Genomic DNA, 24899 nt, shown 5'->3' with positions numbered 1-24899 from the left:
TCATTCACCATCTTTCAATAGCAGGACAAAACGCGCAGCGACCGTCTCGGCGCTCCGTAATTCCGTACTGCAACGCAGTTGGCCATGCTGCTCCGTCAAGGTCAGGCTGACCGTGATTATGTCACCCGGGCGCAGCTGTTGCATGAATTTGGCGCGGTCCAGAGTCACCAGCTGCAGCCGTTTGCCGAGCAGGGTTTCGGCCAGCAGCTGTCCAAGCAACACCTGGAGCATGGCCGGCAGAATCGGGTAACCCGGGAAATGTCCGCCAAAGCCGACAAAATTTTCCGCAAAACAGAACTCCTGCCGGCAGCTGTTTTCAGCCAGCAGGGCGGGCCCGGTGGCCGCCTGCAACAGTGCTTCACGCATCTGATTCATGGTTCCTGCCTCGCTTCACGCAACCAGAGGGACAGCTTCACGGCATGCTGCTGATCGAAAAAAACGATCTCGCTCGGCAGCCGGGTCGCCTCATAAAGCTGGTAGCTGTCGTATTGAACGCGCCATTCCTGCCCAGCCGAGTTCAGTCGGGTTTGGCGCAGATCACCCTGACAATCAAAAATAAATTGCACCTGCTCCGCGGCGGTCTGGCGCAGCAGCCGCTCGACCGAGCCCTCTTTGACCAACCGGTCCGCGGCTTGCGGCCGGGGTTGGAGAAAAATACTCCGGATACTCAGGGCGATCCCCTTGGCCAGCCCTTTTTGCTGCTGCAACTGCGGGATGGCCCGTTGCAGCTGCTCAGCGTCACTGCTGACCGTCAGGTCGAACAGCACCAGCCCCATCTCGTTCAGCGCCACCAGCCGGGCCTGCTGATGAACCAGGTCCAGGCGCAGGAACCCTTCCAGGGCGATTTTCTTCGGCCCGATTTCGAGCAGGGCCGCCTGGCGCAAACGCCAGATGACCGGCTGCTGCAGCCACTGCTGTGCCACCAGCTGCTCCGCGGGTGCTTCGGCCCGGCAATCGGTCGGCAGCCGCTGGCGGGACAGGGTCGGCCCACAGCCCCCCAGCAGCAGCACAAAAATAATCAGCAGCCGCATTATCATCCCTACCACCTTTTCGGCCGGAAGGCCGGAATCACCAGCACCGCGGTCGGCACGGCCGCGCAGATTCCGAGCAACACGGTGATGCCGATGGAGTACAGGGCCGGGTGACGCGCCACCACCAGCGCCCCGAAGCCGACCAGCGTGGTCAACCCGGAGACCAGAATCGCCTGCCCGGAACCCAGGTCCTGGGGCTGGCGGCTGTGGCAGGTCATGAAAATTCCGTAATCCACTCCCAGCCCGATGATCAGGATCGAGGCGACCACATTGAACAGGTTCATCTCCACCCCGAGCCAGCCCATCCAGCCGAACATGAACAGCAGGCCACTCAGCACCGGCAGCACCGCCAGCAGCACATCGGCAAGTTTCCGAAACAGTACAATCAGCAGGATCAGCACCACAATTCCGGCCGTGGCGATAAAGCTGCTGAAATCGCCGGCGATGGCCCGGCTGAGCTGACGGCCGAAGTGGCTTTGCGACACCAGGGTGACGCCCGACAGGTCGGCGAATTCACCATCCAGGACGGCGATCAGTTCGGGCCGGTCCGGCAGCAGGGTCAACACCTGGAACTCCGAACCATCCTGAAAAATAAAGTTGCCCAGCAAATCACCCAGCCCCCAGCTTTGCAAAACCGCCAGGTCGAGTGGACCAGGATCCGTGTTCAGGAACTGGTCAAACGGGGCAAAGGCATTGGCGGTAAAGCCGTATTTGGCCCCGGCCTGCACCAGCAGCTCATCGGCAACCGGCTGTTTTTCGGCCCAGAAGTTATGCCAGTGCAGTTGCCGCTGCTGCTGGAGAGCCAGGGGTGGATAAAGCGGCGCCAGGCTCACCACCTGATCCTGCAGCTGGTGCCGGCCAAGGCGCTGCCAAACCTCTTCATTGCGCTGCAGCGCCCTTTGCAGGTCCGCCCCGGCGGCAAAAATCATCGCCCGGCCGCGCATGTTCCCCCAGTGCGCAGCCAACTGCTGTTCCGCCTGGGCCAGTGCCGGCGGCACGTAACTCAGGCGACGCAGTTCGCCGTTGATGCGCAGCTGCTGCGCCCCCACCGCGCAGAAAATCATGCTTGCCAGCCACACCCCCAGCACGGTCCAACGCAGCTTGGGGTGGCGTTCAAACAGGGGGCGTCGATAGCCCTTGCGCAGTTCGGGCCGCGTGACGGCCGCACCGACCAGTTGGGGCAAAACAAACAGGGCGAGCAGCAAGGCGACCAGAATCCCGGTCACAGCAAAAACCGCCAGCTGACGCTGCCCCGGCAGTTCGGAGCGCAGCAACACGGCAAAGGCCACCAGCGTGGTCAACCCGCCAAACAGCAGCGGCCGGGCCACGGCCTGGAGTCGGGCGCCCCGCCCGTCATTGCTGCGGCACAGGGCGAAATAGACATGCAGACCGTAATCGATGGTGATCCCGAGCAGCACCGCGCCGAACCCGACGGTAATGCCGGACAGCTGCGGATACCACCAGGAGGTCACCACCAGCGCCAGCAGCATACTCGCAAAGGGGAGCAGAAAAACGCTCAGCGCCTGGCGCCGCCGCAAAAAAATCAGGAACAACGCCAGCAGGCCGATCCCGGAGACCAACAACACCCGCCCCATATCCGCCTTGATGATCTCGGTGTTGGCCAAAGTATAGGGGTGACCGCTCAACAAACTGGCCGAAATACCCGCCGGCAACTGGGCCGCGGCCTGCTGAAAAGCGTCCACCAGCCGCCGGGCGCCGGCGGCATCGGTCATCAGCACCGGGGTGTCGGCCAGGATCAAACTGCTGCGTCGGTCCGCGCTGATAAAGTGCCCCTGTTCAATCCGCACCCCGGGCAAAGGGTTGAGGTAAAGCAACTTCTGCAGCGCCAGAGGGGTCAGGTTCAGCGGGTCGCGGCGGATCTGTTCTTTCAGGGCCACCCCCTGCGGCTGCAGCAATTTGCCCAGATTCTCCGCCATCTGCCGGTCGACCTGCTCAGGCGTCAGCCGTTCGGCGATGGTCTGAAGATCCTGCTTCGTCGCCAACACCGCCAGGTATTTGCCGAGGTCGTTGAGCAGCGCCAGCTTGCCCATATCCCCCGGGCCGCTCTGCAGATGAGTAAACAGCTCGGCGGGCAACCGTTGTCCAAGCTGATCTGTTGCCGCGACCAGGTCAGCGGTCGATACCGTCTTGGCCGCCTGCAGCTGGATGACCAGCTTGCGGGAGAACGGGGTCTTCTGCAATAGCCCGAAATCGCGCGCCACCTGGCTGTTGCCGTCCGGCAGCATGGCCACGATGCTGTCGCCGATGCGCAACTGCGGTAGCCAGGCCAGGGCCAGGCCCAGGAGCAACAGCACCGGCAGGAGCAGCCGACCCCGGCGGCGGGCCAGCTTTTCATAGCACGTCTGGAACAGCTTCATCAGAAACCCGGCGCCGCAAAAATATCATCCGGCAAACTGCCGTTGACCTTAACATCGGTGAAGCGCAAGCGGGTGCTGTCCCCGGACTTTTCCACAAGCACCACCTGCTCGACATAGCGTCGGTCAGCAGCGAAGAAAATCTCCAGGTGATCGATGAAGCCGGCCTCGCCCGCATCACGCGGGGTCAGTTTCAGCTGCAGCGGTTGTTCACTGACCAGCTCCATGACATAGCGCTGCTGCAACCAATCGAGATCGACCCGCGCCCAGGCCAACAGTTGCTGGGCGATCATCCCCATAAGCGGATCACGATCCACTGAAAAACGCTCCAGCTCCCTGCTCAAGCCGTTCCAGCGCTCCCCTTGCTGACCACGCAGGACAAAACCGGAAGCGATGGGAGTCAACAATTCCCAGCGCAAATGGTCCGGTTTGCGATAGGCGAACAGCCCCTGGGAGAGCAATGTTTCCGCCATGATATCAAGATGCTTTTCCTGGGTGAAATGACTGTACAGGGTATCGGTCTGGCCAGCCACCGCCTTTACTTCCGTCAGCACCGTCGCCAGATCGGCAGCCCGAGTCACCGTTGCTGAACAGGTCAGCAGGGTTATCAACAAAGTTATCCACAACCGTTGTGCGATCTTCATGTTCATTGTATCCAGACTTTCACTTCACCCCGGCCGAGCAGGTCTCCGCCACGCCGGATGTCACCCTCGGCAACGGCAAAATCCTCCAGTTCGGCCAGGGTCCGAATCTCAATTTGCAACCGGTCTCCGGCATAGACGGGAGCAAGGCTGGTGAATTTTTTGACGCCGACCAGAAATCCCTGTCGCACCGGCTGGCCAGCACAGCGATCAAGGTAGCCCTTTAAAGCCGCATAACCCTGGGCAATCAGTTCAACCAGGGCGACCTCTTCCAGTTGGCCCTGCGCGTCAACCAACAGCCCGTCCGCGCTGACCAGGGCTTCGACCACCCCGTTTTTGCCCTCCACCGCCAGTAGCCGTTCCACCAGGCGCATCGGCAGACGGTGCGGAACCAGGCTCTCCGCCGCCATCGGTAATTGCAGTTCCGCCATTATTCCCTCCAGTAAACCGCCAGGTCGTCGAACAGCTGGCTGGAAAACAGCTGCCGGCGCAGCCGCACCAGTTCGTCATGAAAGATCGCACTGTTGTCGTAGACCTTGAACTCGGCCTTGAGCAGTTCATAGATCCGCCCCGTGCCCCGTCCCAGCTGACTGGCGGCCTGACCGAAGGAAAGGGCCTGCAGATCAGCCAGAACCTCCAGGGTGATGACATGCTTGGCGTTGCTCACTGACTTGAAGGCTTTGCGAGCGGCGACCGTTCCCATGCTGACCACATCCTGGTTGGACGCATTGCAGCTGATGGAGTTGGTACTGACCGGGCCGGCCAGCTGGCGGTTCTCTGCCGTGGTCGAGGTCGCCAGGTATTGCGCGCCCATGAACCCCATGGTCAGACCGAGGGTGCCGGGAATCAGGAATTCCGGCAGCCCTTCATTGAGATTCTTATCGAGATATTTGTTGGTCCGCCGCTCCGACAGGTTACAGAGGGTGGCCATGGCCATACACAGCATATCCATGGCGAAACCGATGCTCTGACCATGGAAATTGCCGCCATGAATGATCTTTTTCTGCTCGGCGATGATAATCGGGTTGTCATTGGAGGAGTTGGCTTCGATCTCGACCACCCGCACGGCTTCGGCCACGGCCTCGGCCACCGGGGCGAGGACCTGGGGAGTACAGCGGACTGAATAGACATCCTGCACGTTGATGGTGGTTTCGAAGACCGGCCCGTCTGTTTTCTGCTGCCGGATCAGTTCATGCATCTGCGAACGCAGGGTGATGTTGGCAGAACCCTGATAGAGTTTGCGGATGGTGTCGGCAATCTGAATCTGCCCGCGATGGGGTTTGACCAGATGGAGGTCTTCATCGAAGGCATCGTCGATGCCGCCGAATATCTCAATGGCGAACGCCCCGGTCACACAGCTGATATTGAGCAGCTTGCGCGCCCCGAAGATGGCGAAAGCGGCCAGCGCGGTCATAGCGCTGGTGCCGTTCATCAGCGCGATCCCCTCCTTAAAGCGCAGGGTCAGCGGCGCTCTGCCGAGTTGCTCGTAAACTGCTGCGGCTGGACGCAGTTCCCCTTCATAGTAGAGCTGTCCCTCGCCGATGACAGCCAGGGCCAGGTGGGCCAGATGAATCAGGTCGCCGGACGCGCCGACACTGCCGCATTCGGGGATATAGGCCGCGACCCGTTGATTGATCAGCCACTGCATATGCTCGAGCAACTCAACCCGGACCCCGCTAAAGCCCTTGACCAGGGTGTTCAGGCGCACCGCCATGACGGCGATGGCGATATAATCCTTGAGCGGCTCGCCGAGCCCGGCGGCATGGCTGCGAATCAGGTTGACCTGCAGTTCCTGAATCTGTTCATCATCGATGATCTTGTTGCACATCGGCCCAAAGGAAGTATTAACCCCATAGATCACCCGCTTGGCGGCGACTTCGTCTTCCAAAAAGGCGCGGCTGGCCCGACAGCGTTGCAGGGCCTGCGGGTCAAGGGCGACCTGCTTGTCCCCAACCCCGATGGCGACGATATCATCGATGCTCAGATCATTTCCATTCAGGATTACGGGTGCGGCTTGACTCATTGACAGGTGTCCTTTACTGGCTGCTGACGATAATCGAAAAAAGTAACCGGCTTGCGACGGTCCGGCCGGATGGTCTGGTGCTGAATCTGTTCCGGAGTACACAGCACCACCTCGGGCTTGACCCGGGTTTTGGCGGCGATCACCTCGCCGACCAGTTCCGGGCTCAGTTCGCTGCTGCGGGTCCCGACCACCACCCGCAAACGGTCGGAGAGGTCGAATTCACGATAAACTTCCAGATAATGCCCCTGGACCTCCGGCAAGGTCAGCAGCGCGCTGCCGATGGCCGCCGGAAACAGGGTGGTCCCCCGACACTTGAGCATGTGGGCGCGACGCCCCAGCACCGGTCCGATGCGCGGCGTCTGCCGGCCACAGGCACAGGGTTTATGATGGAGGCTGGCGATATCGCCGGTGCGGTAGCGTAACAGTGGGGTCCCTTCGATTCCCAGGGGAGTGGCAACCACCTCGCCTGCCTCGCCCGGTGCCACCGGCCGGCCCTGTTCATCGACGATCTCCACCACCATCAGCTCAGGCAGCAGGTGGCCGCCACAGCCGCAGGGGCAGTCGCTGAATGAGGTGGCCATCTCGGTACTGGCATAGGTGCCAAGGACCTGCGCCCTCCAGGTTTCGGCCAGGGCCTGGCCCAGCGGCGCCAAGGACAGGTCCGGGTTACGGACCGGCTCACCGATACAAATCAGCTTTTCCACCCCCTGCCGGGTCGGGTCGTCCCCGCCCTCCTGCAGTTTGCGGCCCAGGGCCAGAAACAAGCTCGGCACCCCGACCAGAACATTGGGGCGATAACGGCGGATAAATTCGGCCACCAGCATCAACTGCCCGGAGCCGCTGCGGATCACGGTCGCACCGATCTGCCGCAAACCGAGAAAATAGGCCAGCCCGGCCATAAAGGCCCGATCCAGGGCGGCGCCGATCAGAACCCGATCGTGGCGGGTGATGCCGGCGGTGGTAAAGGCGAGCTGTTCATTGGTGGTCAAGCGCTGCAGATCGGCCTCGGTCTGCCAGAAAGCAACCGGCTCGCCAGTGGTACCGGAGGTTTGGCAGATATCGACCACCTGTTCTTCGCCCACGGCCAGGAAATCCCGATTGTGCAGGGTCAGGTCACTCTTGTCGGTCAGGGGCAGCTGCGCCAACTGATCCAGGGAGGTCAACCCGGCCGGGTCAAAACCGCTGGCGGCAAACCGGGCCCGGTAAAACGGTGAAGCCTGGTTGAGGTAACCCAGATGCCGTTGCAGCAGGGCCAGCTGTCCTTTTCTTATCTCTTCAATTGAGGCTGTCATGTCCATGATCAATTATTCCGTTTCCGCCGGTTGCTGACTGCGCATATCGGCAAGGGCTGTCGCCATCCGCTGTTTGACCAGTTTGCGCAGGCGGATATGCCCGTCGTGGTCGGCAAAGTCCTCGGTGCCGATCGGTTCCAGCACGCGCATGGTCACCCGGCACGGCCGCAGCAGCTTGCGCCCGGGCGGCAGCAATGCATCGGTGCCGTCGATACAGAGCGGGACCACCGGCACCCCGGCGGCAATGGCGACCTTGAACCCACCGGAATAAAATCGCTGCAACTGCCCGTTCCGGCTGCGATGCCCTTCCGGAAAAAAAAGCACGGTGCCGCCGCTGGCAAAGGCCCTTTTACTGTTGATCAGGGTCTCTTCCCAAGCGTTCCCTTCCACATCCAGATAACCCGCCAGGCGCATGAAACCGCTGTACCAGAACATCCGAAACGGCCAGGAGCGCACGGCAAAAGTGATATCGTAGACCGGCAGCAGGGCCATGCAGTAAGTGTCGAAAAAGGACAGGTGATTGACCACCAGCAGGCAGGGCTGCCCGGTATGCAGGCGTTCCGGAAATTCCCGCCGAAAACGCACAAACGGGCTCATCAGCACCAGCCAACCCCGTCCATACAGCCAGATGAACCAGCGCGCCAGACGGTCCGCCGGCCAGCGCAGGGAAATCAGCCCGAGGCTGAAAGCGACTGGAAACACCAGAATCCCGAGCAGGGTCCAAACCAGCAGCAGGCTATAGCACCACAGGTTCATCAGGGGAATTCCGACGACCCTTAGCAGGGGGTGAATTTTCTGCATTCCGGCATCCTTGAGGGCTTCCATCGCGGTTCAGTTCAGCCCTGCTCGGCGATTTTACTCAATACGAAGCGGTGAATATCACCCAGGGTCCGAATCGCCCGAACCGATTCCTCTTCGCGGATCTTGAAATCAAAGGCCCCTTCCAGCACGATCACCATATCGACCGTATCCAGACTGTCCAGCCCGAGATCTTCGTAGATATTGGCGTCCGGGGTCATATCGGCCCGGTCCAGTTCAAATTCTTCGGCCAGGCTTGAGTCGATCAGTTCAATTGCTTCCTGTTCAGTCATTATCACAGCTCCTCAAAATCAGGGTGCAGTTGATGCCCCCCATCGCAAAATTGTTTTTCAGAATAATCTTCGGCTGCGCTTTGCGGTTGCTCTGCAGATGCGCGATCCCTTGGCAATTTTCATCAATCCGCTGCAGGTTGCGGGTCGCGACCAGTTCCCCGGCCTGGATCATGCCGATGGCGGCGGCAACCTCGATAGCACCGCTGGCGGCCATGGTATGCCCCAGGTGCCCCTTGAGACTGCTGACCGGAGTAGCGGCGCCGACCAGCCTGCGGATCGCTTCGGCCTCGGCTGCGTCCCCCTGCACGGTTCCGGTGGCATGGGCGTTGATATAATCGATCTCCGCCGGGTCGATACCGGCATCGGCCAGGGCCTGGCTCATACAGAGGTACATGGCCTCGACATCGGGATTAGCAATGCTCGAGGTGTCCGACGTGGTCGCAAAACCGATGATTTCCGCCAGAATCCGCGCCCCGCGCTGCTCGGCCAGGACCCGGTTTTCGAGAAGCAGGATGCCGCTCCCCTCGCCGCAGACAATCCCGTCGCGGTCCGCGTCAAAGGGGCGGGAGGCCTGTTCCGGATGTTCGTTGTAGGAGGTCGAGGCGGCGTGCATGACATCGAAGGTCGCGGTGGTCAACGGGTGCAGCTCGTCAGCCCCACCGCAGATCACCGCATCCTGACGACCGAAAGCGATCTGCTCATAGGCAAAACCGAGGGCCTGGCAGCTGGTGGCACAGGCCGCCGACGGCGCCATGACCCGGCCGGTCACGCCGAGGGACTGGGCGATATTGGCAGCGCAGGAATGCCCCATGATCTGGAAAAACAGGCCGGACTTCATGCGCTCCAGGCTGTAATCGCGAAAATAATCGGCAAAAAAGTTTTCCGTGGTCTCGGTGCTGCCGAGGGTTGAACCGACGATCACCCCGACCCGCCCGGAAGCCAGCCGCTCAACCGGAAAAGCGGCCATTTCCAGGGCCTGGCAGCTGGCCAGATAGGCATAAACGGACATTTTTGACATGGAGCGTCTGATTTTACGCGGAATCTGTTTGGGATCAACATCCGTGACCGTCGCAGCCAGCCGTGAGCGCAGCCCGCCGATTTTTTCGAGTTCCGGGACATAGCGAACCCCGGACCGGCCGGCCAGCAATGCCGCGGTCAATGCTTCGAGACTATGGCCGAGGGGGGAAATGATCCCCGCACCGGTGACAACAACAGATTCTAGCGACATGTTTTTATCTCTTTCCGCAAGTTATCATGGCCAAGGATGGTCCCGCAGGTCAGGTAGGCGGCCACCACCGCGCCGAGCAACCCAGGTGCGGCAATCGCCTGCCCGGACAGGAACAACCCCGGCAACCGGGTGACCGGATGGGGATTATACTGCCCGACAAACCGGCCAACCCCGTAAATCGCCCCATCCGGAGCCAGGGAATAATCGCGCAGGGTCAACGGGGTCGCCAGCTCCAAAACATCCAGGTCAACCAGGTCCGGGCAGCCGGCAAGAAACATCCGCCGCAGGCGCTCACTGAGGGAGTCCTTCAACGCCGCATAAGCCGTGCCCTGCCGTTGCGCGGCACTGGCAAATTCAACCACCTCGCTGAACCCCGCCGGGACAATACCGACGATGGCGCGGCCCCTGTCCGTCGCCTCCCCAGCGGTCGCGCTCAGGTAGAAGCTCCGCTCCTCCAGCGGCCGATCCGTTGCCGTTGAGAACAGTCCGGCCCGTTGCTGCACAAACAAGTTGCTGCTCTGCAGTTCAGCCGCCCCGCAACCGCGGGCAAACAGGATGTAAGCCGAGGTGGTCTGGCGCAGGTTGCTCAGCCGCTTGACATAGGCCGGCCGCAACGTCCGTTCCGGCAGCAGCTGGGGGAGCAGCGTCGGGTTGATGGTCGACAGCACTTCCCTGGCCGTAAGCTCTTCGCCATCGGCCAGGCGCACTCCGCAGATCCCTGCGCCATCCGTCACCAACTGTGTCACCCGGGCCGCGCAGCGGACCTCGCCACCGGCGGCGGCCAGCAACGCGAGCAGAGCGTCGATCAGAGCCTTTCCCCCACCGACGATGCCGTGGGCCGAATGATAATAGGAGCCTGCGACCTGCGCGTTCAATGTGGTCGACGCTTCGGTCGGATCGACCCCGTAGAGCAGCGAATGCATGGACAACAGGCTTTGCAGCTCGGGAAAGTCAGCAAACACCTGCAGGCGCTCGGACAGAGTCTGCCCATGAACCGATTCCATGGGGAAGTCGGCGATATCGATATCCAAATCCAGATAGGGAAAACGCTGCCAGCTGTTCTCGATGCCGTTGCAATACTCGTTCAGGGCCGTTCGGGCCGCAGGAAAGCGTTCCTGCAGCGCCTGCTTGATGGCCGCAAAACCGACCGGCAGGGAAAAGGTTTCCCCGGTTGCAGCGATGCGCAGGCGATCGAAACCGTTCGCGGCGAACGGAAACAATTGCAGCCTGTCCAATACCCCAAGATGGCTCAGTAATGGCCGGAAAGCGCCGCCCGGTCCCAAGCCGCCGACATAATGCAGACCGCTGTCGAAGTAGAGCCGGTCGCGCTTGAAACCGCGCACCACCGGTGCCGGCAACGAATGCTGCTCCAGCACCACCACCTTGCGCCCATTCCGGGCCAGGAGCAGAGCACTGCTCAACCCGGACAGGCCGGCGCCGATGACGATGGAATCATATCGCATAACAGCTAGGAAAAGGCGAGCACAAGCGACGAGTTGGTGCCACCAAACCCGGCTGAGTTGCACAGGACTTTCTTCGGTCCGCTGGGGATGGTTTCGCGGATGATGTTCAACCCCGCCGTGGCCTCGCTCGGCTGCCGGTAGTTGATGTTGGGCGCAATGAACCCCTGCTCCGCCATGATGGTGGAATAGACTACCTGGGAGGCTCCGGACATCCACAATTCATGCCCGGTCATCGACTTCAATGAGGACACCAGCGGCGTTTGGGCACCGAACAGCTTGCGGATATTGGCTGCTTCCGCCGCATCCCCGGCCGGCGTCGAGGTGGCATGGGCACAGAGATAATCAATCTCGCCAGCGCTCAGACCGCTCTGCTCAAGGGCGCTCTTCATAGCCCGGTACAGCCCATCATCACTCGGTACCGACAGCTGCGAACCATCGGAGGAGAAACCGTAACCGAGCAGTTCGCCATAAATCTTTGCGCCCCGCTGTTCGGCCAGGTCATAGCGCTCCAAGACCACCGTCGCCGCCCCGCCGCTCGGCACCAGCCCGTCACGATCAGCATCGAAGGGCCGACAGGCGGCAGCCGGCTCTTCCAGCCGCATGGAAAAAGCGCCGAGCCCGTCAAAGCTGCACATCGACTGCCAATTCACTTCCTGCGCCCCGCCACAGATCATCCGTTCCTGCCGCCCCAGGCGGATCAGGTCGGCAGACTGACCGATGGCATGCCCGCCGCTGGAACAGGCTGAACTCAGGCTCCAGCAGGCGCCTTTGGTTTGCAGCAGGGTATTGAGATTCATGGTGATGGACGAGGTCATGGAGCGGAAAATCTGCCCGCTGCCGATGGCTTTGGTTTCGCCTTTTTCGCGCAGGGTGTCGACCTGCTCAATAGCCGCCAGGCAACTTGAGTCGCAGCCGTAGATCAGCCCGGTCTGGTCATTATCAATCGCTGCCGCGGACAGGCCGGCCATGGCCAAGGCGTCACGTGCCGTGGCATAACTCCAGACCGCGAATTCCGGCATGCTTTTGCGTTGTTTGCGGGACAAAATGCTCGGGTCAAAATTGGCAATCCGGCCGGTTAGCGAACTGCGAAAACCCAGCTCCAGACGCTGCGGATCGGCAACGATTCCTGATTGGCCTTCCCGCAAAGCCTTGCCCACGGTCTGCAGGTCATTGCCCAGGCAGGAGACGATTCCGACTCCGGTAATAGCGACTCGATACAAAGTTCAATCCTTCTGTTGCAAGATGCCAACTGATTCCGGTCCGGGAAATAGCGTAGGCTCCAGAATGTCGGAATATGCCCTGCGGCGGAATAACCGGCATACTGCCCGCCCGCGTTGATAATTTATAACCACCCTCTGGCAGGTTGTGGAACAGTCTATCCATGGGCTCGATAGACTGTTTTCAAGAGCATGCTAAATGTGTGCCCCGCCATTTACGGAAAAGACCTGTCCGGTAATGTACCCGGCCCGGTCCGAGCACAGAAAAGCGACCAGCCCGGAGACCTCCTCCGGTTCACCGATGCGGCCCAACGGAATCATCGGCAGAATCTGCTCCCGGGGCAGCTCGGTGGTCATATCGGTGGCGATGAAGCCCGGCGAGACCGCATTGACCAGAATATTGCGGCGACCGACTTCCACGGCCAGCGAGCGGGTCGCACCGATCAGGCCGGCCTTGGCGGCCGAATAATTGACCTGCCCCGGCATCCCGGTCTCACCCGAGGTCGAGACGATATTAATGATCCGACCCCGTCTTTTTTTCAGCATCCGCGCCACCACCAGTCGGGTGACATTGAAAAAACCGCCCAGATGGACCGCGAGGACATCATCCCAGTCCCCCTGGCTCATCAGGGCCATGATCCCGTCACGGGCAAAGCCGGCATTATTGACCAGAACGTAGGGGGTCTGTTCTTCCAGCAGCGGCTCCAGGGCCGCGGCCGTGGCTGCTGGATCCGCCACATCGAAGGGGAGCAGCGTGCAACTGCCACCCTGCTCTTCCAGTTCCGCGGCCAGGCTCTGGGCAGCCTGATGATCACTGCGATAGTTCAACCACAGATGGTATCCGCTCCCGGCCAGTTCCCGGGCAATGGCGGCACCAATCCCCTTACTTGCGCCCGTCACCAGGGCGATCTTCTGTTCCTGCATCTAAAACGCTACCTGTCTTTAATGAATTGCATTCCTGCTTCAATCAATGATGTTGGCAACCTTGCCATGATCATCAAACTCAACAACCACGGTGCCGAACCGGTTGGTCCAATAAGTCCAGCTGGGTGCATCCAAAGATGCCGTCCGATGGGCGGCGGGATAGCCAAAGGCGGCCAACACACCGTCCTTGCTCATCCCTTTGTAAACCTTGCCCTCTGCCATCCCCTTTTTATCCAGTTCGGAGAGTTGCTCGAAGGAAACCGGATCGGGCGAGGTAATCAGGTCGATGTATGCTTGGGTATCCATGCCCATGCGCTTGCTATGGTATTCAAAGACAATCTTTTTACTGCGATCTCCAAAGGTGAACTCGAAGCTTTTCCGACCGATGTCGGTTATGAAAATTTTACTCCCGGCCGGGATAATGACATGGCCGGAGCCGGGATCGGTATAATTGGCATAGCTCGCTTTCAGCAAGCGCCCGTCTTTGGTCTGGGTATGAATATTGTACTTGCTGTAGCGAACCTCTTCGGCACTGGCCAGGCCGACCAACAGGGCCAGTAATATACCGATTGACACCAAAGGAATCCAGGAAGATCGTCGTGAAAACATTCGCATTTAGCTATCCTTTCTGAGAAAAGTTCAATCGGCAGGCCATAATATTAACAGGAAGCAATATTTTCAAGGACAAATTCCCGAGTTCCTGATGCTATATCGGTTGCTGCGCCTCCTGAAAAGCTCCTGAACTGGCCTGTCAGTCTGTGAAACGCTTATTTTAGCAGAAGTTCCCCGGTGATGGTAATCGCTCCGGACAATCTTTTTATCGGGGCCGGCGTCTGTCAGAGGCTGAATTCAGCCCAGATTGGACAGTGGTCCGAAGGTTTCTCCATACTGCGCAGGTCGTAATCGATGCCGGTCGCCGTACACAGACTCTGCAACGGGTGTGAGGCAAGAATCAGGTCGATGCGCAAGCCCCTTTTGGGCTCGCGCTCAAAACCTTTGGAACGGTAGTCAAACCAGCTGAACCGATCGGCGGTGTCCGGATGGGCCGCGCGAAAGGTATCAACCAATCCCCAGGCTTTGACCTGGTTGAGCCATTCCCGCTCCTCGGGCAGAAAACTGCATTTGCCCGTTTTCAACCAGCGCTTGCGGTTATCTTCGCCGATACCGATATCTGCATCTTCCGGGGAGATATTCATATCACCTAGAACCACCAGCAGCTCCCCGGGATCCGCCTCCTGCTCCAACCAGCCCTGCAGATTGGCATAAAAATTTCGTTTATTGGGAAACTTTTCCGGATGATCACGGCTCTCGCCCTGTGGAAAATAGCCGTTGACCACCCGCAGCTGTTGTCCATTCTCCAACCGGTAGCTGGTAATCAGCAGCCGCCGCTGATGCTTGGGATCCTCCCCCGGGTAGCCCTTGGCGACCTCAACCGGCGCTAATTTTGAAAAGGTCGCCACCCCGTAATGGCCTTTCTGGCCGTGGTGGACGATCTGATAGCCGAGGTCGGTTAATTGGTCATGGGGAAACTCGCTGTCATGGACCTTGGTCTCCTGCAGACCGATGATATCCGGATCGTGTTTGTCCACCAGGGCCTGCAACTGATGAAACCGCGCTCTTAAGCCATTGACATTGAAGGATATGATTTTCACACTCTTCTCCTTATTCAGGGGATCGACTAGTTAACGAGTTTTCATCTGGCAACGGCCCTTTTCCGCTGTGGCGGTGTCAATCTGCGGAGTTGCTTGTGCGGCGTAAAGTACTACGCCTCCGTACAAACCCTTGATTTCCTTGCCTCAACGAAAAATTGCTCATTTCCGATCTGAAGACTTAGCTGTTGCCCTCCGAAGTATCCGGATGACAACTAACTCATCTGCTCATCGGCACAAAAAACCGATGATCTCTTCCATGAATTCCTTACCGTAGCGGCGCAATTTGGTTTGGCCGACCCCGTTGATGCCGAGCATCGCCTCCTGGTCGGTCGGCAGGGTCGCTGCCATTTCGGCCAGGCTGGCGTCGCCGAAGACCACATAGGGCGGCACTCCTTCCCGGTCGGCAATCTCCTTGCGCAGCACCCGCAGTTGGTTGAACAGTTCCTGATTGTACTCCAAACCGATGATTTTGCGTTCCGGCTTCTTTTTCCGGGCGGGTTTGACCCGCGGCGCGGTCAGGGTCAGTTGCGTTTCCCCGCGCAACAGCGGCCGCGCCCCTTCGGTCAGCTTAAGGACGGAAAAGTTGGCGATATCCTGCTCCAGATAGCCGTAGTGGATCAGCTGCCGCAGCAAATGGCTCCAGTAATCGGCGCCCTGCTCCCGACCAATGCCGTAGGTGGACAGCCGATCATGGCGCAAGTCGAGTACCCGTTGGGTCTTGGCGCCGCGCAGGACCTCGATGACATGGCCGATCCCAAAGCGTTGTCCAACCCGGTAGACGCAGGAGAGAGCCTTGCGGGCATCCTCGGTTGCGTCGTAACGCTGCGGCGGATTCAGGCAGATATCGCAGTTACCGCAATCCTCTTCCAGGGTCTCACCAAAATAGCCGAGCAGCGCCCGCCGTCGGCAACTGCCGGCTTCGGCATAGGCAACCATGGCATTGAGCTTATGGATCTCGATGCGATTCTGTTCTGAGTTAGTGCCTTTTTCGATGAGCCCGCGACTGACCGCAATGTCGCCGTAGCCGAACAGCAGTAACGCTTCGGCCGGCAGCCCATCGCGACCGGCCCGGCCGGTCTCCTGATAGTAGCTTTCGATATTCTTCGGCAGGTCATAATGCACCACGAAGCGCACGTTCGGTTTATCGATTCCCATGCCGAAGGCCACCGTGGCTACCACGATCTCAAGGTTGTCGCGCAAAAAATCTTCCTGCACCTGATTGCGGCGCTCCGCCGTCAATCCTGCATGATACGCTGCGGCGCGGTAACCGTCGGCACAGAGTTTGTCCGCCACCTCTTCAACCCGCTTGCGGCTCAGGCAGTAGACGATCCCGGCTTCCTGCTGATGCTGACCGAGGAAAGACTGCAATTGCAGATAGGGCTTGGCCTTGTCCATAACCGTATAACGGATGTTGGGACGGTCGAAACCGGCCACGACCTGGTGGGCGTCCTGCAGGCAGAGATGACGGATGATATCGTTGCGGGTCTGCTTTTCCGCCGTCGCGGTCAGGGCGATCATCGGCACGTCGGGGAACTCCTCCCGCAAGCGGCCCAGTTCCACATATTCGGGGCGGAAATCATGCCCCCACTGAGATACGCAGTGAGCTTCATCAATGGCAAACAAAGCGATGTCCATGTTCTCCAGGCGGCTGAGGAAATCCCGGCTGACCAGCCGCTCCGGGGCCACATACAAGAGATCCAGGCGACCGCCATGAAGTGCGGCCAGCACCTGGCGGGCTTCCTCTGCGTTCAGCGAGGAATTGTAGCAGGCGGCACTGACCCCGTTGGAGAGCAGGGCATCGACCTGATCCTTCATCAGCGAGATCAGCGGTGAAACGACAATGGCCACGCCGCGCCGGTGCAGGGCGGGAATCTGGTAGCAGAGCGACTTTCCCCCGCCGGTCGGCATCAACACAAAGGCATCGCGCCCCTCGATAAGGTCGCGAATAACCTCTTCCTGAAAGGGGCGGAAAGATTGGTAGCCGAACACATCCCGCAGGGTGGTATGGATAGCCTCGGTGGAAACGGTGGGTAAGTCTGCCTGAATATACATCGATATTATTTCTGAACCGGATCGTCGCATGGGGGTTGATTAAAAAAATTACCGGGAGCCTTATCTTCCATGACCAGCAGGGCCGGGTCAACCCCGGTTGCATCGAAAGCCATTCGCCCGTCACTCTGATAGAGCCGCTTCGGGCTGAGCATGTTGATGGCCCGCCACCAACTTTTCTCGACCGTAGCGGCCGGAATATCTTCGTCAACCAGCAGCATGAAACGGGAATTGCGCAGGGGACTGTCCAGCCAGAGGCGGTCGATCAGCTCTTTTCCGGTGAGAGTTGCCCGATGTTTAACCGACAGCACAACAGCGCCATGAAAAATGGTGGCCCGTGGCATATGCATGGCGACAACCTGCGGATAATCGATACGCAACAGCTCGCGTATAAAAACCTCATTTGCCGCGGCCAGCTGAATGTTTTCACTCGGCGGCGGGCCGACCACAGTCAGCGGAATAATCGGCTGTTCCCGCCTGCGGATAGCCGTCACCTGCATGAGGGGACAATCGGCACGCCGCACATACTGGCCACTGTGATTCCCAAAGGGTCCTTCCTCGGCCCTGCATCCGGGGCGAATCTCCCCTTCAATGATCAGCTCGCTTCCTGCCGGCACCTGCAACGGCTGGGTCTGGCAATCTTCCCGACCGAGTCCCGGATTGAACAGGGTCTGGCACAAGGCCAACTCCTCACAGCCGCTCGGCAATGGCGCTGCTGCTGCCCAATAGAGGGAAGTATCCGCGCCAAAGACCAGAGCCACAGGCAAAGGCTGGCGCAACTGTTCGGCACTGACCAGATGCTGGGCCGCACCGCTGCCGGTCCCGAAATTAATCGCCAGTTGATCGTCGGCAATGACCTGGGCGCGGTACAAACCGATATTGGTTGTATCATTGTGCAGATCCCTGGTGATGACCAGAGGCAGGGTTAGATAAGGTCGCTGCTCACCCGGCCAGGAACGGACCGCTGGCAACTGAAGAAGGCCACCGCCGCTGTCCATAGGCTGCAATACCGAGCCCTGGGCAGACTGCTTTGATTGGACAATCTGCAGCCGCTCGGTGCTTGAGCCGCTGCGCTGGCCCAGAAATGTCCTGAGCCTGTACCCAAAATCGTCGAGGGTGTCCCCATGCAGCATCCGGCTGATCCGCGAACCCGAGCCGAACAAGTTGGCGGCGGCCGAAAACCGCCCGCCCTCCAGGTGTTCGAACAGTAGCGCCCGGCCGCCATTGCGCCGGCTGAATTCCCGGCGGCAGCAGCGCGCCAATTCAAGATCCGGCGATACCTGTGCGGTTATTGTATATAAATCACCGTCAGCAGCCAGGGCGGTAAGATAAGCTCTGAAATCCATGCGCCTATCCTAGCGCTTTTCCCGTCATTCTGAACAGGTTTTTGTCAACTGGCGAGCATTTCCGAATCGACCAGGGAGCCGCCAAACGCAACAGGCCGAAACAGTTGTGGTACAGCTCCCCTCTTCGTTCTGCCACAAACGAAAAAAGCCCCCCAGCAAGCTGGAGGGCTTTTCAAGATCTGGCAATAAAGGCGCTTACAAACCGGCCAGTTTGGCCAGTTGCATCAGGGAACCGGGCATGATTCCGAGATAAAGAACCCCAACAATCGAGATAATGATGGAAACCATGGTCGGCAAATTCAGCGAGACCCAGGCAAAATCCTCAACCGGATCCTTGAAGTACATCTGCACCATGATCCGCAGGTAATAGTAAAGAGAGACCGCAGAGTTGAGCATCCCGAGCACGGCCAGCCAGACATAACCGCCCTTGATAGCCCCGGCGAAGATATAGAACTTCCCGGTAAAGCCAGCGGTCGGCGGCAGTCCCATCAACGAAAAGAGGAAGATACAGAGGGCGATACCCAGAAACGGCTTCTTGTAGCCAAGACCGGTGATGCCGTCCAGAGTCAGGTTATCTTCACCTTTTTTGCCAATCAGCACCAGCACGGCAAAGGCACCGATATTCATGAAGGTATAAACCAGCATGTAGTACATGATGGCCGACAGGCCGACGGTATTCCAGGCCACCAGACCGACCAGAGCGTAACCGGCATGGGCGATGGAGGAATAAGCCAGCATCCGCTTGATGTCTTTCTGACTCAAAGCGATGAAGTTCCCCATGGTCATGGTCAGAACCGCCAGCAACCAGAAGAGTGAGGTCAATTCGCTCTGCATCCCTTCCAGGCCGACGATCGTCACCCGGATAAAAGCGGCAAACGCGGCAGCTTTCGGCCCGGCGCTCATAAAAGCGGTAATGGGAGTCGGTGCGCCCTGGTAAACATCCGGTGTCCACATATGGAAGGGAGCCGCGGCCACCTTGAACAGGAAGCCAACCAGCAGCAGCAGACCGCCGGCGATAAACATGGTATTGGTGGCCGCATCAGGATTGGCCTGAACATAGGCGGCGATCCCCTGAATCTTGGTGGTTCCGGTGACTCCGTAAAGGAGTGCGACCCCGTAGAGCAGGAACCCGGTGGAAAACGCACCGAGGAAGAAGTATTTCAGCCCGGCTTCGTTGGAACTCAGCTTGTCGCGGAAAAAACCGGCCAGAACATACAAGGAAACAGAGAGAACCTCCAGACCGAGGAAAATGGTCATCAGGTCGGTTCCCGAAGCCATCCACATTGCCCCGGCAGTGGTAAACAAAATCAGCGGGTAGTATTCACCCACCGGGAAATCTTCCCGTTTCAGGTAGTCATCCGACATCAGAATGGTCAACGTGGCCGCCACAATACAGATCATGCTGAAGAAAGTGGCAAAATTATCGAGCAGCACGCTGCCGGCAAATCCGGATTGCGGATGATTCCAGCCAGCCAGAGTAATCATGCCGGTAATGACCAATGCGGCGACACTGAGCCAGGCCACATGAGTCGTTCTGCCACGTTTTGAGAACACCGAAATCATCAGCAGAATCATGCCAAAGGCACTGAGTACCAGTGATGGCATTATCGCCTGCAAATTGACATTCTGGATGGCTTCTTGAACCAGATTTTCCATCTAACAGCTCCTCGGAACCAGTGTTTATGCGATCAATAAATTACTTGAGATCCTGAATCGTAGCCACAGTCGGCTGCGCGACCTCAACAACAGCAACCTGGCGGCTTTTCATCTGCTCCAGGGCCTGCTCCATAGCCGGATTCATCTTGTCAAAGAAGGTGCTCGGATAGACGCCAATCCAGAACACAAACAGCAGCAGCGGCAGCATAATGGCGATTTCCCGCCCGGAAAGATCCTGCAGTTTTTCGTTGGCAGGATTGGTCACCTTACCGAACATGACCCGCTGGTACATCCACAGCATGTAGACAGCAGCAAGAATAACGCCGGTGGTGGCGAAGACCGCATACCAGCGCAAGCCTCCCTGGAAGGCCCCCATCAGCGCCAGGAACTCGCCGACAAAACCGTTGGTGCCGGGCAGACCGACCGACGAGAAGGTGATAATCATGAAGATCGTCGCAAAGATCGGCATTTTATGGGCCAGACCGCCGAATTCGGTGATCAGACGGGTATGCCGCCGCTCATAGATAAAGCCGACGATAAGGAACAATGCGCCGGTGGAGATACCGTGATTGATCATCTGGATCATACCGCCGGCCAGCCCCTGCAGGTTCATGGCAAACACACCGAGCATGACAAAGCCGAGGTGGGCCACCGATGAGTAGGCGACCAGCTTCTTGACGTCTTCCTGCATCATGGCGACCAGGGAACCGTAGATGATCCCGACCACACAGAGGAAAGCCAGGTACGGGATGAAGGTCGGCAGTGCTTCAGGGAACAGCGGCATAGCAAAGCGCACATAACCGTAGGTCCCCATTTTCAGCAGGACTGCGGCCAGGATAACGGAACCGGCGGTCGGTGCTTCGGTGTGGGCATCGGGCAACCAGGTGTGTAACGGAAACATCGGCACCTTGATGGCGAAGCTGAAACCGAAAGCCAGAAACAACCAGAACTGGGCATGGTAAGGAAGGTGCAGCTTGTAGAATTCCTCAATGCCGAAGCCGTTCATCGGCGCGCCGCTCTGCACTGCGTAGTAGTAGACAAAGATAATGGCGACCAACATCAGCAGGGAACCGACCGCGGTATAGATAAAGAACTTGACCGCTGCGTAAATGCGGTTTTTGCCACCCCAGATCCCGATCAGGAAGTACATGGGGATCAGCATCAGTTCCCAGAAGACATAGAACAGAAACAGGTCAAGGGAGACAAAGGCGCCGAGCATGCCGGTTTCCAGCAGCAACAGCATGGCCATGAAACCTTTGACATTCTTTTCCACCGCATGCCAGGTCGACAACACGGTAATCGGCATGATGAAGGTGGTCAGCATGACCAGCCAGAGACTGATTCCATCGACCCCCAGGTTGTAGTTCATCTGGAAGTAGTTGCCGATATTGATCCACTCGGAAAATTCGCGATAATGCATCCCACCGGAAGTGGTGAAGACGTTATCAAACGCCAGGGGCAGGCTGATCGCAAAAGTGATCAATGAGACAGCCAGGGTAAACCCTTTGAGTAGCCCGTCATTCTCCCGTGGAATGAAGAGGAGAACCAACATCCCCAACAATGGGAAGAAAGTCATAATACTGAGAAGGTTATCAGCCATGTGGAATCGCTCCTTAAAGCTTTATCGTATTCGCTGGCGAACTTAAAATTAACCGAAGATGTAATAGCCGACGATCACGACTACGCCGACCACCATGGCCATCGCGTAGTTATACAGATATCCGGACTGGGTGTAGCGCAGTCCAGCACCAATCCCCTTGATCACCCAGGCGCAGCCGTTAACAATACCGTCGACCAACCGGGCATCGAAGCCGCGCCACAAAAAGGTCCCGAGCTTTTTGCAGGGATTGACGAACACGAAATCATAGAGCTCGTCGATGTACCATTTGTTGAAAATGACCCGGTACGCGGCGGTGAATTTGGCGGTAAACTTGCCCGGCAGTTCCGGGTTTTTGATGTACATGGTCCAGGCGAGAAAAATCCCGAACACCGCCACGGCCACCGAAATCGCCATTAACATGTATTCCGTAGCATGGGCGCCGTGGGCTTCTATTTCATGCAGGTGCTGGGCATGTTCGAAAACCGGGGCCAGGAAATGCTCGAAACGGTTGCTGCCACCGAGGATGGCCGGAACGCCGACATAACCGCCGACCACAGCCAGGAAGCCGAGGACCATGAGCGGAATAGTAATGGTGAGCGGCGATTCCGGAATATGATCCTTGGCCCGAGGGTCGGTTTTCTGCTCGCCGAAGAAAGTCATAAAGACCAGCCGGAACATATAGAATGCAGTCATGCCGGCAGCGGCAGCGCCGATCACCCAGAGCAACCAGTGACCACGGGTCGAGCCGAAAGCCCACCAGAGGATCTCATCTTTGGAGAAGAACCCTGAGAACAACGGAATCCCGGAAATAGCGATCGTTGAAGCCAGGAAGGTGATGTAAGTAATCGGCATCTTTTTACGCAACCCGCCCATGTTCCGCATATCCTGCGGGTCATCGTGGAGATGGGCATGATGATAGGCATGGTGCATACCGTGAATGACCGAACCGGAACCAAGGAACAAGCAGGCCTTGAAGAATGCGTGGGTCATCAGGTGAAAGATACCGGCCGAGAAAGCCCCGACGCCCATGGCCAGGAACATATATCCGAGCTGGGAAACCGTCGAATAGGCCAGAACCCGTTTGATGTCGTTTTGAGCCAGGCCGATGGAAGCTGCGAAAATAGCGGTGGCCGCACCGATAATGGCGATGGTCATCATAGTGGTCGGGGCCATGGCAAAAAGGATATTCATCCGGCCGATCATGTAAACGCCGGCGGTAACCATGGTTGCGGCATGGATCAGTGCGGAGACCGGGGTCGGGCCTTCCATGGCGTCAGGCAGCCAGGTATAGAGCGGAATCTGGGCCGATTTACCGGTCGCGCCGAGGAAGAAGGCCAGGGTCACTATGGTGACGATAATGCCGCCGTTTTGCAGCAGGTGGGCATTCTCGGTGATCTGCATGAAGTTAAGGGTCCAGACCCCTTTGCTGCCCAGGGTCCAGAACAGAATAAAGAGACCGCAGAGAAAACCGAAATCGCCGATCCTGTTAACCACGAAGGCCTTTTTGGCGGCATCACCGGCACTCTTCTTCTCGAAGTAGTAGCCGATCAGCAGGTAGGAGCAGAGCCCGACCCCTTCCCAGCCGATGAACATGACCAGGGCGTTACCACCCAGCACCAGCATCAGCATGGAGAAAGCAAACAGGTTCAGGTAGGAGAAAAATCTGTAGAAACCGACCTCTCCGTGCATGTAACCGATAGAGTACAGGTGGATCAGGGTGCCGACACCGGTGACCACCATGATCATGACGGCGGACAACGGATCGAGCAGAAATTCCCAGTTGACCTGCAGATCCCCGATCGATATCCAGGTTCCGACCACCAGTTCATGAACTTTGACCGAATCACCCAGCAGGGTGAAAAAGTTCATAGCCGCGACCAGAAATGAAAAGAACATCAGCACGGTGGCAATACTGCCGATAACCGTTTCATTTTTGATCTTCTTACCCAGCAAGCCATTGATGATGGAACCTACCAGTGGGAAGAATGGGATGAGCCACAGATTACTGTACATCAAACTCTCCTATTAGCTGAAACACCCGTAACAGTGGATTGCGCTACCACTTGAGGATATTGAAATCGTCGACTTCGATCGAATCTTTATTGCGGAAGAATGCGATCATTAAAGCCAGACCTACAGCCGCTTCAGCAGCAGCAACCGTCATAACAAAGAAGACAAAGATCTGACCATCCATATTACCGACGTGCCGTGACAGGGCAATAAAGGTCAGGTTTACCGAGTTAAGCATCACCTCAATACACATGAAGATGACAATGGCGTTTTTCCGGGTCAGCACACCGAAAGTTCCGATGGCGAACAGAATGGCGCTTAACAACAGGTAGTGATTTACGCTAATCATGATCTATCTCCCGAGGCAATCTCGATTAAACTTTGCGTTTTGAGAGAATAACAGCGCCGACTATTGCAACCAGCAGCAGTATCGATGCAATCTCAAAAGGAAGCAGGAAATCCACAAACATGGCCCTGCCGATCAACTCGGTATGGCCGTAGCTGGCAATGACCGCGCTGGTGATTTCGCCGCCGGTTGCCGAGGCATCGCCGGCCCGCAGGAAATAATTGGTCAAAAACAGCAACAGCACCGAGAGAACCCCGCCGCCCACCAGGGCATGGGTGTAGCGGGTCTTGACCGCCAGACCGAGGTTCAGCAACATGATGACGAACACAATCAGCACCATGATCGCCCCGGCATAGACCATAATCTGAATCGCCGCCATGAATGGTGCGTCGAGCATGACATAAAACACCGCCAGGCAGATAAAGGTGGTCACCAGGTTCAACGCACTGTTGACTGGGTTGCGGCACTTGGTCACAAAAAAGGCCGAAACAATCGCAACAATAGCAGTAAGGTAAAAAAGAAAGGCTTCCATGATAACGCAGCTCCTTGTTACGACTTGAGAAGACGTTCTTTATCGAATTTAAAATCTTCCCGCTTGAAGTTCGCCAGTTCATAGGCACTGGTCATTTCAATTGCCTCGACCGGACAGGCTTCGACACAGTAGCCGCAGAAAATGCACCGCAGCATATCGATTTCGTAGACCTTGGGATATTTTTCGCCCTTGTCGTTCTCCGCCGATTCGACAGTGATGCATTTGGCCGGGCAGACAGTCGGGCAAAGGTAGCAGGCCACGCACTTTTCGCGGTCAGCGGTCGGAACCAGGCGGTGCAGACCACGGAAGCGAGGCGACATCTCCAGCTTCTGCTTGGGGTACTCAACGGTGGTCGTGTTCCCCGGCAGCAGGTGCTTCAGTGTAATACTCAAGCCTTTGGCAAACTCTTTAAACATATCTATC

At 58.1% G+C, this 24899-nt stretch carries 23 protein-coding genes; all 23 read right to left on the bottom strand.

What is annotated here, in order from left to right:
• The 23 genes from N909_RS0111220 to nuoI all read right to left on the bottom strand — a co-directional run bounded on the left by N909_RS0111220 (position 1) and on the right by nuoI (position 24892).
• Positions 1-366 carry an ApeI family dehydratase gene (locus tag N909_RS0111220; protein ID WP_155005921.1) on the bottom strand — a complete coding sequence of 122 codons (366 nt, stop codon included), beginning with the start codon at positions 364-366 and terminating at the stop codon, positions 1-3.
• A 5-nt stretch (positions 367-371) separates the two neighbouring features.
• Positions 372-1037, bottom strand: a complete 666-nt coding sequence (locus N909_RS0111215; protein ID WP_029915082.1) for a DUF3261 domain-containing protein — start codon at positions 1035-1037, stop codon at positions 372-374.
• Positions 1038-1039: 2 nt separating this feature from the next.
• Positions 1040-3409, bottom strand: a complete 2370-nt coding sequence (locus N909_RS0111210) for an MMPL family transporter (RefSeq protein WP_029915080.1) — start codon at positions 3407-3409, stop codon at positions 1040-1042.
• Positions 3409-4050 (bottom strand): LolA family protein, encoded by a 642-nt coding sequence (locus N909_RS0111205; RefSeq protein WP_051689700.1) that lies wholly within the window; start codon positions 4048-4050, stop codon positions 3409-3411. Before N909_RS0111205 ends, N909_RS0111210 begins: the two co-directional genes overlap by 1 nt.
• Before the next feature lie 2 nt (positions 4051-4052).
• On the bottom strand, positions 4053-4478 hold the full coding sequence (locus tag N909_RS0111200) for a hotdog family protein (protein ID WP_029915076.1): 426 nt from the start codon (positions 4476-4478) through the stop codon (positions 4053-4055).
• The gene (locus N909_RS0111195; protein ID WP_029915075.1) at positions 4478-6070 is read right to left on the bottom strand and encodes an HAL/PAL/TAL family ammonia-lyase; all 1593 of its coding nucleotides are present in this window, start codon (positions 6068-6070) and stop codon (positions 4478-4480) included. The genes N909_RS0111200 and N909_RS0111195 overlap by 1 nt, the downstream gene beginning before the upstream one ends.
• The gene (locus N909_RS0111190) at positions 6067-7368 is read right to left on the bottom strand and encodes a phenylacetate--CoA ligase family protein (protein ID WP_036683100.1); all 1302 of its coding nucleotides are present in this window, start codon (positions 7366-7368) and stop codon (positions 6067-6069) included. Before N909_RS0111190 ends, N909_RS0111195 begins: the two co-directional genes overlap by 4 nt.
• A 6-nt stretch (positions 7369-7374) precedes the next feature.
• On the bottom strand, positions 7375-8163 hold the full coding sequence (locus N909_RS0111185) for a lysophospholipid acyltransferase family protein (RefSeq protein WP_029915070.1): 789 nt from the start codon (positions 8161-8163) through the stop codon (positions 7375-7377).
• 35 nt (positions 8164-8198) lie between these two features.
• The gene (locus tag N909_RS0111180) at positions 8199-8453 is read right to left on the bottom strand and encodes a phosphopantetheine-binding protein (RefSeq protein WP_029915068.1); all 255 of its coding nucleotides are present in this window, start codon (positions 8451-8453) and stop codon (positions 8199-8201) included.
• On the bottom strand, positions 8446-9681 hold the full coding sequence (locus N909_RS0111175; protein ID WP_029915066.1) for a beta-ketoacyl-[acyl-carrier-protein] synthase family protein: 1236 nt from the start codon (positions 9679-9681) through the stop codon (positions 8446-8448). The genes N909_RS0111180 and N909_RS0111175 overlap by 8 nt, the downstream gene beginning before the upstream one ends.
• Positions 9672-11144, bottom strand: coding sequence for a phytoene desaturase family protein (locus N909_RS0111170; RefSeq protein ID WP_029915064.1), 1473 nt, complete (start codon positions 11142-11144; stop codon positions 9672-9674). Before N909_RS0111170 ends, N909_RS0111175 begins: the two co-directional genes overlap by 10 nt.
• A 5-nt stretch (positions 11145-11149) precedes the next feature.
• Positions 11150-12364 carry a beta-ketoacyl-[acyl-carrier-protein] synthase family protein gene (locus N909_RS0111165; protein WP_029915062.1) on the bottom strand — a complete coding sequence of 405 codons (1215 nt, stop codon included), beginning with the start codon at positions 12362-12364 and terminating at the stop codon, positions 11150-11152.
• 192 nt (positions 12365-12556) lie between these two features.
• On the bottom strand, positions 12557-13285 hold the full coding sequence (gene fabG, locus N909_RS0111160) for a 3-oxoacyl-ACP reductase FabG (protein WP_029915060.1): 729 nt from the start codon (positions 13283-13285) through the stop codon (positions 12557-12559).
• Positions 13286-13324: 39 nt separating this feature from the next.
• On the bottom strand, positions 13325-13861 hold the full coding sequence (locus tag N909_RS24620; RefSeq protein ID WP_155005920.1) for a hypothetical protein: 537 nt from the start codon (positions 13859-13861) through the stop codon (positions 13325-13327).
• Between the two features lie 260 nt (positions 13862-14121).
• Positions 14122-14937, bottom strand: coding sequence for an exodeoxyribonuclease III (gene xthA, locus N909_RS0111150; protein WP_029915056.1), 816 nt, complete (start codon positions 14935-14937; stop codon positions 14122-14124).
• Positions 14938-15162: 225 nt separating this feature from the next.
• Complete coding sequence (gene recQ, locus N909_RS0111145) at positions 15163-16989, bottom strand: DNA helicase RecQ (RefSeq protein WP_051689698.1); 1827 nt, start codon at positions 16987-16989, stop codon at positions 15163-15165.
• A 5-nt stretch (positions 16990-16994) separates the two neighbouring features.
• Complete coding sequence (locus N909_RS0111140) at positions 16995-18332, bottom strand: UbiD family decarboxylase (protein ID WP_029915053.1); 1338 nt, start codon at positions 18330-18332, stop codon at positions 16995-16997.
• 195 nt (positions 18333-18527) lie between these two features.
• Positions 18528-19988 (bottom strand): NADH-quinone oxidoreductase subunit N, encoded by a 1461-nt coding sequence (locus tag N909_RS0111135; protein ID WP_029915051.1) that lies wholly within the window; start codon positions 19986-19988, stop codon positions 18528-18530.
• Positions 19989-20028: 40 nt separating this feature from the next.
• Positions 20029-21588: an NADH-quinone oxidoreductase subunit M gene (locus tag N909_RS0111130; protein WP_029915049.1), complete on the bottom strand. Its 1560-nt coding sequence runs from the start codon at positions 21586-21588 to the stop codon at positions 20029-20031.
• A 48-nt stretch (positions 21589-21636) separates the two neighbouring features.
• Positions 21637-23601 (bottom strand): NADH-quinone oxidoreductase subunit L, encoded by a 1965-nt coding sequence (nuoL, locus tag N909_RS0111125; RefSeq protein ID WP_029915046.1) that lies wholly within the window; start codon positions 23599-23601, stop codon positions 21637-21639.
• A 43-nt stretch (positions 23602-23644) separates the two neighbouring features.
• A complete protein-coding gene (gene nuoK / locus N909_RS0111120; RefSeq protein WP_029915044.1) occupies positions 23645-23947 on the bottom strand; it encodes an NADH-quinone oxidoreductase subunit NuoK in 303 nt (100 codons plus the stop codon).
• Positions 23948-23972: 25 nt separating this feature from the next.
• The gene (locus tag N909_RS0111115) at positions 23973-24476 is read right to left on the bottom strand and encodes an NADH-quinone oxidoreductase subunit J (protein WP_029915042.1); all 504 of its coding nucleotides are present in this window, start codon (positions 24474-24476) and stop codon (positions 23973-23975) included.
• A 17-nt stretch (positions 24477-24493) separates the two neighbouring features.
• Entirely contained in the window at positions 24494-24892 is a 399-nt protein-coding gene (gene nuoI / locus N909_RS0111110; protein WP_029915034.1) for an NADH-quinone oxidoreductase subunit NuoI, read from the bottom strand.
• Positions 24893-24899: the final 7 nt, after the last annotated feature.

Source organism: Pelobacter seleniigenes DSM 18267 (assembly GCF_000711225.1).
In the GTDB taxonomy this organism is placed as follows: domain Bacteria; phylum Desulfobacterota; class Desulfuromonadia; order Desulfuromonadales; family Geopsychrobacteraceae; genus Seleniibacterium; species Seleniibacterium seleniigenes.
The sequence above is the reverse complement of the archived record's forward strand: the minus strand, read 5'-3'. Positions and strand labels throughout refer to the sequence as shown.

Coding starts and splice junctions, on each gene's coding strand:
- N909_RS0111220 (WP_155005921.1), bottom strand. CDS start 366: ATGCGTGAAGCACTGTTGCAGGCGGCCACCGGGCCCGCCCTGCTGGCT.
- N909_RS0111215 (WP_029915082.1), bottom strand. CDS start 1,037: ATGATAATGCGGCTGCTGATTATTTTTGTGCTGCTGCTGGGGGGCTGT.
- N909_RS0111210 (WP_029915080.1), bottom strand. CDS start 3,409: ATGAAGCTGTTCCAGACGTGCTATGAAAAGCTGGCCCGCCGCCGGGGT.
- N909_RS0111205 (WP_051689700.1), bottom strand. CDS start 4,050: ATGAAGATCGCACAACGGTTGTGGATAACTTTGTTGATAACCCTGCTG.
- N909_RS0111200 (WP_029915076.1), bottom strand. CDS start 4,478: ATGGCGGAACTGCAATTACCGATGGCGGCGGAGAGCCTGGTTCCGCAC.
- N909_RS0111195 (WP_029915075.1), bottom strand. CDS start 6,070: ATGAGTCAAGCCGCACCCGTAATCCTGAATGGAAATGATCTGAGCATC.
- N909_RS0111190 (WP_036683100.1), bottom strand. CDS start 7,368: ATGGACATGACAGCCTCAATTGAAGAGATAAGAAAAGGACAGCTGGCC.
- N909_RS0111185 (WP_029915070.1), bottom strand. CDS start 8,163: ATGCAGAAAATTCACCCCCTGCTAAGGGTCGTCGGAATTCCCCTGATG.
- N909_RS0111180 (WP_029915068.1), bottom strand. CDS start 8,453: ATGACTGAACAGGAAGCAATTGAACTGATCGACTCAAGCCTGGCCGAA.
- N909_RS0111175 (WP_029915066.1), bottom strand. CDS start 9,681: ATGTCGCTAGAATCTGTTGTTGTCACCGGTGCGGGGATCATTTCCCCC.
- N909_RS0111170 (WP_029915064.1), bottom strand. CDS start 11,144: ATGCGATATGATTCCATCGTCATCGGCGCCGGCCTGTCCGGGTTGAGC.
- fabG (WP_029915060.1), bottom strand. CDS start 13,285: ATGCAGGAACAGAAGATCGCCCTGGTGACGGGCGCAAGTAAGGGGATT.
- recQ (WP_051689698.1), bottom strand. CDS start 16,989: ATGTATATTCAGGCAGACTTACCCACCGTTTCCACCGAGGCTATCCAT.
- N909_RS0111140 (WP_029915053.1), bottom strand. CDS start 18,332: ATGGATTTCAGAGCTTATCTTACCGCCCTGGCTGCTGACGGTGATTTA.
- N909_RS0111135 (WP_029915051.1), bottom strand. CDS start 19,988: ATGGAAAATCTGGTTCAAGAAGCCATCCAGAATGTCAATTTGCAGGCG.
- N909_RS0111130 (WP_029915049.1), bottom strand. CDS start 21,588: ATGGCTGATAACCTTCTCAGTATTATGACTTTCTTCCCATTGTTGGGG.
- nuoL (WP_029915046.1), bottom strand. CDS start 23,601: ATGTACAGTAATCTGTGGCTCATCCCATTCTTCCCACTGGTAGGTTCC.
- nuoK (WP_029915044.1), bottom strand. CDS start 23,947: ATGATTAGCGTAAATCACTACCTGTTGTTAAGCGCCATTCTGTTCGCC.
- N909_RS0111115 (WP_029915042.1), bottom strand. CDS start 24,476: ATGGAAGCCTTTCTTTTTTACCTTACTGCTATTGTTGCGATTGTTTCG.
- nuoI (WP_029915034.1), bottom strand. CDS start 24,892: ATGTTTAAAGAGTTTGCCAAAGGCTTGAGTATTACACTGAAGCACCTG.